Annotated in this window: 8 protein-coding genes; 7 read left to right on the forward strand and 1 reads right to left on the reverse strand. The window is 61.5% G+C overall.

Going from position 1 to position 7753, the window contains the following annotated elements:
* On the forward strand, positions 1–515 hold a 515-nt coding region (locus V7116_RS19560), incomplete at its 5' end, for an SDR family NAD(P)-dependent oxidoreductase (protein WP_324393652.1).
* A gap of 165 nt (positions 516–680) precedes the next feature.
* On the opposite strand, the gene V7116_RS19565 is transcribed toward V7116_RS19560, so the two are convergent.
* Positions 681–1502 (reverse strand): SDR family NAD(P)-dependent oxidoreductase, encoded by an 822-nt coding sequence (locus tag V7116_RS19565; protein ID WP_324393653.1) that lies wholly within the window; start codon positions 1500–1502, stop codon positions 681–683.
* A 266-nt stretch (positions 1503–1768) separates the two neighbouring features.
* Between V7116_RS19565 and V7116_RS19570 the strand changes: the two genes are divergently transcribed.
* From V7116_RS19570 to V7116_RS19595, 6 genes are all read left to right on the forward strand, one after another.
* Positions 1769–2644 (forward strand): glycoside hydrolase family 43 protein, encoded by an 876-nt coding sequence (locus tag V7116_RS19570; protein ID WP_324393654.1) that lies wholly within the window; start codon positions 1769–1771, stop codon positions 2642–2644.
* 219 nt (positions 2645–2863) lie between these two features.
* Positions 2864–3877 carry a LacI family DNA-binding transcriptional regulator gene (locus tag V7116_RS19575; protein WP_324393655.1) on the forward strand — a complete coding sequence of 338 codons (1014 nt, stop codon included), beginning with the start codon at positions 2864–2866 and terminating at the stop codon, positions 3875–3877.
* Between the two features lie 139 nt (positions 3878–4016).
* Positions 4017–5327, forward strand: coding sequence for an ABC transporter substrate-binding protein (locus V7116_RS19580; RefSeq protein WP_324393656.1), 1311 nt, complete (start codon positions 4017–4019; stop codon positions 5325–5327).
* Positions 5328–5460: 133 nt separating this feature from the next.
* Entirely contained in the window at positions 5461–6438 is a 978-nt protein-coding gene (locus V7116_RS19585; RefSeq protein ID WP_324393657.1) for a carbohydrate ABC transporter permease, read from the forward strand.
* 99 nt (positions 6439–6537) lie between these two features.
* Positions 6538–7437 carry a carbohydrate ABC transporter permease gene (locus V7116_RS19590; protein WP_324393658.1) on the forward strand — a complete coding sequence of 300 codons (900 nt, stop codon included), beginning with the start codon at positions 6538–6540 and terminating at the stop codon, positions 7435–7437.
* Between the two features lie 9 nt (positions 7438–7446).
* On the forward strand, positions 7447–7753 hold a 307-nt coding region (locus V7116_RS19595), incomplete at its 3' end, for a nucleoside hydrolase (RefSeq protein WP_324393659.1).

A 7753-nucleotide genomic window follows, 5' to 3' on the forward strand; every position in this document is an offset into this window, starting at 1 on the left:
TGGTCAACAACGCCGGGCTGGAAGTGATCATGCCGCTGGACCAGCTCGACCTGTTCACGCTGGACCTGATCTGGCGCGTCAACGCGCGCGCCCCGGTCGAGCTGACCACACGGCTGCTGCCGCTGCTGCGGCAATCGGGCGGCGCGTCGATCATCAACGTGACGTCGATCCACGACACGATGCCCTACCCGCACAATGCGGCCTACTCCATGACGAAGGCCGCGCTGGCGATGTTCACCAAGACCGCCGCCGTGGAGCTGGCCCCGGACGGGATCCGCGTCAACAACCTCGCGCCGGGCGCGATCGAGACGGACATCAACCGCGAGGTGCTGGACGAAATCGGGCGCGACAAGTTCGCGGAATGGATCCCCGCTGGGCGGGTAGGCCAAACGCGCGAGATGATCGGCCCGGCGCTGTTCCTGGCGTCTCCGGCATCGAGCTACATCACGGGGGCGACGCTCTACGCGGACGGCGGCTACTTGCAGCATCTCGTGCGCTACCGGCCCGACGCCTGATCGGGCGCTGCTAAGCAAGATTCTCGCTTTATAGGGAGCATAAGGGGAAGGCGCTTTGCCGCGCCGCTGCCCACTTACAGTTGCAGCGCGTGCGGGATGCAGAAGGTTAAACCACTGCATCCCGCATGAGTCGAGCAGAGCGGAGCTCAAAGTCGATATCCGAGCTTACGCCTGCCGCAAAATCGCTTCCATGCGCTTCTGTACTTCAGCGCCATATTCGGGGTGCGTGAGCACGTAAAACTGGCGGTTTTGGATGGCCCGGAACGTAGCCTCCGCAACCTCTTCGGGCGGCATTCCTCCGTCAACAGCCTTGTGGAAGTTCGCCACCATCGTATCCGGCAGCGCGAAGGTCTCATCCGGCAGATTTTGCAGCTCGGGCGGGCGGTTGCGCTCCGCATCTGCGATGCGCGTCTTGACGAAGCCGGGGCACACCACCGTCACCCCCGTCTTGACTTTGCGCTGCGCAAACGAATGGTAGAGATTCTCCGACAGCGCCAGGACCGCGTGCTTGGTAACCTGATACGGCGCCAGCGGGTGATAGGGCACCAACCCGGCGGTCGAGCAAATGTTGACGATGTGCGATTCCGTATTCTGCGCCAGCATGATCGGCACGAAGGTATGCAGGGGGTAGAGCATGCCCCACAGGTTCACGTCGATCACCCATTCCCAGTCGGCCAGTGAGCTTTCCCAAACGCTGCCCCCCGCGGCAACGCCTGCGCTGTTGACCAGCAGATCGACGCTGCCAAACGCATCCAGCGTTGCTTCTGCCAGGGCATTGATGTCCGCTTCCTTCGAGACATCGGCCTGAATGCAGTACGTGGTGGCGCCTGTTGGTTCAAGGGCTTGCGCGGCGTACATGAGGTTGTCGTAATTGATGCCCGACAGCACAACAATCATGCCCTCACGCGCGCACCGCTCCGCGATCGCAAAGCCGATGCCGCTTGAAGCACCGGTAATCACAGCCACCTTGTCCCGAAAATGCTCCACGGTCGATCTCTCCTTCATGCGAATGAAATAGAAAGACTACCTACCCACACTGACACGAGCTATGATAGATCTGTCTTAAGATACAATCAACCATTCCTATCCGGCATTCGACTTCCCAATGAAGCCAAAATGGAGACCCGCGTAACCGTATCGCACCTGCACCGGGGTCGCGCGCTGGCACAGGATCTGCGACACTAGTCGGGAGTGCGCCGCGCGACGTCACGACTCTTACCCTGTTACCCGCCACACGTTTTTGGGAGCGCCCTATGTTGAAAAATATGGACATTCACATCCGCGATCCGTTCGTGCTGCCGGTGGTGGCGGAGCAGCAGTACTACCTGTACGGCACGACCGGGGCCGAAGCCTGGACGAATTCTGCGTCCGGCATCGACTGCTACACCGGCGCCGATCTGGAAACCTGGGAAGGGCCATTCCCCGCCTTCCGGCCTCCGGCGGATTTCTGGGCCGATCGCAATTTCTGGGCCCCCGAAGTACACGCTTTTCGCGGGTGCTACTACATGTTCGCCAGCTTCAAGGCTGAGGATGCGCGCCGGGGAACGCAGATTCTGGCAGCCGCCGCGCCACAAGGCCCCTTCTTGCCGGTCAGTGACGGGCCGGTGACCCCACGTGACTGGGAATGCCTGGACGGTACGCTGTTTGTGGACGCCGAAGATCACCCCTGGATCGTGTTCTGCCACGAGTGGGTGCAGGTCGGGGATGGGGAAATCTGCGCGCTGCGCCTCAGCGACGATCTGGCGTCTCCGGTAGGACAGCCGCACCTGCTGTTCCGCGCCTCCGAAGCGCCCTGGGCGCAGGAAGTCAACTCGAAGGGCCGGAGAGGCTATGTAACCGACGGACCTTGGCTGCACCGGCTGGCAAGCGGCGAACTGATCATGTTGTGGTCCAGCTTCAGCGCAGGCGGTTATACCGTCGGGATCGCGCGGTCCGTTTCCGGCGGCATTCTCGGCCCCTGGGAGCAGGTGCCCGATCCGCTGTACGCGGGCGATGGGGGGCACTGCATGGTGTTCCGAACCTTCGACGGCGGTCTCTTCCTGGCCTACCATCGCCCCAATCCGTTTCCTGACGAGCGCCCCTATTTCGTGCCTCTGCGCGAAACCGCGTCGGGGCTGGAAATCGTCTAAAAACAGAGTGGTACTGCCTGTCGCCCCACCGGCACGAGAAGCGCGCGGTTGAATCGCGCGCTTCGTTTCCGCCCATGTAAGTCCGGCCCTACGGAAACAAATTGAACACCTTACTTGACGGCTAATGCGATTCGTCGTATTGTAGTGATACGTAACACTGATACGTATCCACAAGATCAATACTGTTTTGGATAACTTTTAGCGCGGTGATTTAGACCTATGCAAAAACGGAAACCGACGCAGGCCGACGTAGCCCGGTTGGCCGGAGTGTCACAAACAACAGTTTCTTACATCCTGAACAACAGGCCGGTCAACATCCCCGAAGAAACACGGCAGCGGGTGGTGGCCGCAATGGACTCGCTGGGCTACATCCCCAACCGCGCGGCGCGCACCCTGCGCACCAACGAAACGCACACGATCGCCTGCATCATCCCGGAAATCACCAATCCGTTCTTTTACCCGGCAGTGCGCGGCATCCAGGACGTCGCCGAAGCTCACGACTACGATCTGGTCGTCTACAACTCCGATCTGTCCGCCGCCAAAGAGCACAAGCTCATCCGGTCCGTGCAGTATTCGCACGTCGATGGGCTGATCGGCTTCTTCGTTCACCTGACCGCCGCTGATTTCCAACCGCTGCTGAACCAGGGCATCGCAGTCGTCAAGTCGGAACTGGGATACGTCGATTACCGCGATCTGCCGCTGGACACCATTTACGTCGATAACATCCGGGCGGCGTCGGCGGTCGTGACGTACCTGATCGAGCAGGGACACCGCCGGATCGCCATGTTGGGCGGCAGCGCCGCCACCCCGCGCGACTTCCGTATTCGCGGTTACCGCCAGGCGCTGATGGAGAACGATATTCCACTGGATGAGGCGCTCATCGTGGGCGGCGAGTTCACGGTCGAAGACGGGTATACCAAGATGAAGGGGCTGCTGGAGCTGGATAACCGCCCCACAGCCGTATTCGGTGCCAACGACCTGCTGGCGATTGGGGCACTGCGGGCCATCAAGGACGCGGGGCTGCGCGTGCCGGTAGACGTGGCCGTGATGGGCTTCGACAACATTCTCGCGGCGCAGCTTATTTCGCCCCAGTTATCGACCGTGGAGCATTTCCCCCAGCTTCTCGGTGAACGCGCCGCCACGATGCTGTTCGAACGCCTGAATGGAACCGCGCCCAAACACGGGCGCAATCTTGAACTACCGTTTGAATTGGTGTTCCGCGAAACCACATAGACTGCCAGAGCGAGCACTGTACGCGGATCTGCCGGATGAGGAGGCGCAATCAAGTCGAATTAGTTTTGTCATTTCGTGACGGCCCTACCCGGGCAGTCGCCACGCCCGTAATTTACTAAATGCTTGTACGGAGGAAAACATGTCAGAGAAAGATATTAAACTCAATCGTCGCAGCCTGCTCAAACTGCTCGGAGCCAGCGCAACCGGGGTCGCCGTCAACAGCTTCGTTCCGGTGGGGCGTCCCCTCTTTAATATCAACAGGGCCCAGTCCACGACGCTGCGGATGCTGTCGCACTCCAGCCCCCAGACCGAAGTCTATCGCCGGGCCGGTGAAGCGTTTACGGAAAAGACCGGCATCAAGCTCGAAATCACGGAATGCCCCTTCAGCGAGCTTCAACCGAAGATGATGACCGAGCTGCTGGCGGGCACCGGCAAATACGATGTCTTCCCCATCACCAACGCGATCCTCTACTCCGCGACCAACTACATGCTCAATCTCGAAGACATGTACACGGACGCGCTGACCGCCGACCTGCCCCCGGCAGGTATCGAGCACTGCCGCAGCATCGAGGGCGAACTTAAGGCCGTGCCGACGCTGTCCTCGCTGCCCGCGAACTTCTACCGCACCGATCTTCTGGAAGAAGCCGGGATGGAAGTCCCGACCACCTGGGACGAGTTCGTCGAAGTCGCCAAGGCGTGCACGCTCGAAGCATCCAGCAGCCGCCCGAAGGTTTGGGGCGCCCTGCTCGAAGGCAGCGCCAAGGCCGTGCAACCCGCCGTCAAGCTGGTGGGTTGGTTCTATCAGGCGGGCGGCAGCATCGTCGATGCCGACAACATGCCGACCATGAATATGGACGCGAATGTCGATGCCCTCCAATTCTTTGTTGACCTGATCCACGTCCACAAGGTCGCCCCGCCGGAAACGTCGGAAATGATCTACGAAGACGTGCATAACATGTTCATCCAGGGACGCGGCGCGACGGCGGTCAACTGGCAGTACATGGTGGGCATGGCGAACGACCCCGAGCAGTCGCTGGTCGTCGATCAGTTCGCCGTGGCCCCGGTGCCGAAGGGCGTGACCCAGGGCGTGAACATCGACCACTGGGTGATGGCGATCCCGTCCGATTCCGGCAATCAGGATGCCGCAAAAGAGTACATCAACCTCGTTCTGTCCGAAGAACACCAGCTCGATATGTTCAAGACCGAAGGCCTGTGCGCCCGCATGTCCGTCATGGACCCGTCCAACCCGGACGTGGCCGAACTGAACCCGTTCATCGATGCCTGGGTTGAAGAACTGAAGTGGGCGACTCCTCAGCCCAAGTGGAAGAGCCTCAACGAAGCGTGGCTGCGCCTGTCGTTCGCGCTGAACAGCGCCATCACGCAGTCGGCCTCGCCGAAAGAGGCGCTTGACCAGGCACAAGAAGAGATCATGTCGCTGATGGAGAGCTAGGCCAGGACGGTTCTCCCTTAGCGCCCCACCTGCGGGACGCTGCGCCCTGTCCGCCCGAGGACGTCGCGCGCAGCGGCCCGCCCCAACCGCGTTTACTCAAAGAATGACTAGCACAGATCGGGTAAGCTGTTCAATGCCCACAAATCATTACGCACCTGCCCACGGATCTGATCAGGCGGCAGAAAGCACTTTCGGCGCGTCGCGTTCGCGGTCCTTCCGCGAATGGGCGACCAAACACAGCGAGGCGCTGTTGGGCTATTCCTTTGTTGGCCCGGCCCTGCTGGTCGTCGGCGCCGTCATGATCTACCCCATTCTGTTCAACATCAATATCGCGCTCCGCCAATGGGACTGGTCCACGCCGTTCGATGCCCCCAAGCCCTACGTCGGCCTCACCAATTTTACGAATCTGGTGGGATCCGACCGGTTCGTGAACTCGCTGAAGGTCAGCCTGGAGCTGATGGTCTTCGCGCTGATTGTCGAATACCTCCTGGGGCTGGGGCTGGCGCTGCTGCTCAACAAACAGTTCCGGGGGCGGCGCATCTTCCGCACCATTTTCATTCTGCCCATGGTCCTGGCGCCGATCATCGTCGGTATTCAGTGGCGCTATTTGCTGTCGGGCAATTTCGGTGTGGTGAATTACATCCTGTTCCGGCTGGGCATCGAAGCGCCCGCGCTGCTCTCCGACCCCACCTACGGGCTGCCCGTGCTCGTGATGGTAGACAGTTGGATGTACGTGCCGTTCGTCTCGCTGATTCTGCTGGCGGGCCTGCAGCAGATCCCGCAGGAAGTTCAGGAAGCCGCCGAAGTGGACGGTGCCGGGGCATGGGCGCGCTTCATCCACATCACGTTTCCGCTGCTCGGCTCGTCTACCGCGATGGTGCTGATGCTGCGCAGCACGGAGGTTTTCCGCGCCTTCGACGTGGTGTACGTACTGACCGGCGGCGGACCCGAACGCTCGACGGAAGTGCTGGGTATTCTGCTCTATCGCATTGCATTCGGTGAGGGGAATTTTGGCTCAGCCGCCGCGCTCGCCATCATTATCAGCGTCATCGGCATGGTTATCGGGGGTGTGTTCCTCAAGATCGTGCACTCCGAGACGCGGCTGTTCTAGACGGCGGGGCCAGCGTCACGATCGCCCTGTTTCTCGCCCCACCCGCCCGCTGCCGCATATGCTGCGCGCCCGACTCAAGTGCACAGGAAAAACAGTATTATGACTGCTACCAGCCAGACCATTCCGCAAAACACCGCGCTGACGTCGATCGGCAAAGTCGTCCAGCAAACGCTGTTCTACTTGCTGTTGTGCGCCATCGCGTTCATAGACTTGTTTCCGTTCGTCTGGATTCTGCTCAGCTCGTTCAAGACGCAGCTTGAGATCTTCCGCTGGCCGCCCACCTTTCTGCCACAAAACTTCGTCTGGGATAACTACGCCGAGGCGCTGTCGCTGCTCCCCGCCGGGCAGCAGCCGGTGTCGGATATCCCCTACGGGCTGACCAACTCGGTCGTCGTGTCGCTGACCAGCACGCTGTTGATCCTGGTGCTGGGCGCGCTGGCGGGCTATGCCTTTGGCCGCCTGAAGTTTCCCGGACGCCGCGCGCTGCTGATCACGCTCATGATGCTGCGCATGCTGCCCGGCATCGTGCTGTCGGTGCCGCTGTTCATCCTGGCAACGCGCGTCCACCTGTTTGACAACCGCATCGCCCTGATCATCACCTATACGGCCTTCAACCTGCCGCTGGCGGTGTGGCTGCTGTCCGTATTTTTCCAGGAAGTCCCCACAGAGCTGGAAGACGCCGCCCTGGTGGACGGCTGCACGCGCGCCTCGCTGCTGCCGCGCATTTACCTGCCGCTGGCGCTGCCCGCGCTGGCGACCGTGGCGATTCTGAGCTTTTTGGCGACCTGGAACGAATTTCTGTTTGCCGTCACGCTCACGTCGTCGAAGGTGTCCAAGACGACCCCCGTCGCGCTGGCCTCGATGCAGGCCGCGTTCCAGACCCGCTGGGCCGTGATGACGGCAGGCGCGGTGCTCGCCAGCATCCCGGCGCTGCTGCTGCTGTTCTTCGCGCAGCGCTACATCGTGCGCGGCCTGACCTTCGGCGCGGTGAAAGGCTAACGCGAGACTATGAAACGCATCATTCTGGATACCGACATCGGCACAGACGTCGACGATGCGATGGCGCTGACCCTGTCGCTGTCCTCGCCGGAGATCAAAGTCGAGGGTATCACCACCGTCCACGGCGACGCCGCCCTGCGCGCCCGGATCGCGCGGCGGCTGCTGGCCCTGGCAGGCCGCGAGGACGTCCCGGTCGTGGCCGGGGCAAGCATCCCCTTGCAGCACCCGCTGCCACCGAACTTCCACTGGAACCCGCACCTGCGCGGGCACGAAGGCGTCGGGCTGCTGGACGCGGAGGAACTGATCCCCTCGCCGG

This window comes from Aggregatilinea sp. (assembly GCF_036822615.1).
In the GTDB taxonomy this organism is placed as follows: domain Bacteria; phylum Chloroflexota; class Anaerolineae; order Aggregatilineales; family Aggregatilineaceae; genus Aggregatilinea.

Bases quoted from the DNA above. Each gene is read 5' to 3' on its own strand.
- V7116_RS19585 (WP_324393657.1), top strand. From the start codon at position 5,461: ATGCCCACAAATCATTACGCACCTGCCCACGGATCTGATCAGGCGGCA.
- V7116_RS19575 (WP_324393655.1), top strand. From the start codon at position 2,864: ATGCAAAAACGGAAACCGACGCAGGCCGACGTAGCCCGGTTGGCCGGA.
- V7116_RS19580 (WP_324393656.1), top strand. From the start codon at position 4,017: ATGTCAGAGAAAGATATTAAACTCAATCGTCGCAGCCTGCTCAAACTG.
- V7116_RS19570 (WP_324393654.1), top strand. From the start codon at position 1,769: ATGTTGAAAAATATGGACATTCACATCCGCGATCCGTTCGTGCTGCCG.
- V7116_RS19590 (WP_324393658.1), top strand. From the start codon at position 6,538: ATGACTGCTACCAGCCAGACCATTCCGCAAAACACCGCGCTGACGTCG.